The organism is Psychrobacillus sp. NPDC096426 (assembly GCF_044762745.1).
GTDB lineage: Bacteria > Bacillota > Bacilli > Bacillales_A > Planococcaceae > Psychrobacillus.
In genome coordinates this window covers 1-1252 of record NZ_JBIWEX010000063.1, presented here as the reverse complement: position 1 = coordinate 1252, position 1252 = coordinate 1, and the positions used below count along the sequence as shown (strand labels likewise).

At 35.9% G+C, this 1252-nt stretch carries 1 protein-coding gene; it reads right to left on the bottom strand.

Translation table 11 applies throughout. The annotated features are described in order from the left end of the window. Positions 1-41: 41 nt before the first annotated feature. Positions 42-1207 (bottom strand): IS3 family transposase gene (locus tag ACIQYS_RS22415; protein ID WP_402985258.1). Its coding sequence is split into 2 segments (ribosomal slippage): positions 42-931 and positions 931-1207, totalling 1167 coding nucleotides; the frame shifts between segments, so codons are not numbered across the junction. Positions 1208-1252 lie beyond the last annotated feature (45 nt).

The following is a 1252-nucleotide window of genomic DNA, read 5'->3' as shown; positions in this document are numbered from 1 at the left end:
TGAACTGACCTAGCGATATGAGACACATATAAAACACCTATTTAGGCTGCCGCAATTCCAAATTCTTTTGGTGTTAGGTAGCCTAATTTTTCTTGGATACGCTCTTCATTGTAATGGTGAAGATATTCGTCAATTCGTTGTACAACGCAAACATTGCTCAATGAATTAAACTTAGTTAAATAAAATTCTTCTGTCTTTAAACTAGAATGAAATGATTCGATAACAGCGTTATCCCAACAGTTGCCGCGTCTGGACATACTACTCACTAGATGATTCTCCTTCAAGCAATCCTGATACGCATATGATGTGTAAACGCTCCCTTGATCGGAATGTACAATGACTCCCTGTGGATTTCCACGAGCTATCAATGCCTCTTTAAGCGTATCTATCACCAACGGTGTCTGTTGATGATTGTAAAGCTTATAAGCGACAATTTCATTATTATATAAATCCATGATCGTCGAAAGATATAAAGTGACGCTACCATATTGAATATACGTAATATCTGTTACCCATTTTTCGTTCGGTTTACTAGCTATAAAGTTACGATTCAATACATTTGGGGCAATTACTACTGACTCTCCTTGAGATTTCCATTTTCTTTTTTGCTTTACTTTGCATTGAAGATGAAACTCTTGCATGATTTTCTGAACGGTATTGCGGTCTAATTTAATTCCATAATCTCTTTTCAATAATGCCTTTATTTTACGATGACCATTGCGGTATTTCGTCTTCTTGCATAGTTCGATGATTGCTTCTTCTGCTATGGTTAAAACCTTCTCAACACCTTTAGTTAACCAACGATAGAAGCTGGAACGTGGAACTTCCAAAGCTGATAAAATAGCACTTACTGTATACTTTTTTCGAAACTTTTCCACGATTTGAAGAACTACCTGTTTTTCAACTCCTTTACCATTTCCAAATACTTTTTTAGAATCTCATTCTCCATTTTTAAATGGTTCATCTGCGTATCTTTCTTCTCTTCTTCACTCTTAAAATCAGGTCCATGCCCAAATGAATATTGCTTCCCGATCGGTTGATCGAAACGATGAATTTCATTTGCTCTATACCATCTCATCCATGTCTCGATTTGAGATTTATTCTTAATTCCGTATTTCTCCATAATTTCTTTTGTCGTAAGCTGACCGCTCATTTTATCTTTCACGACTGCCCATTTAATCTCACTTGTATACACGTTTTTGCCCATGCAAAAACACCTCCGATTTAAGTACTTGTTTTAAGTGTACCATTA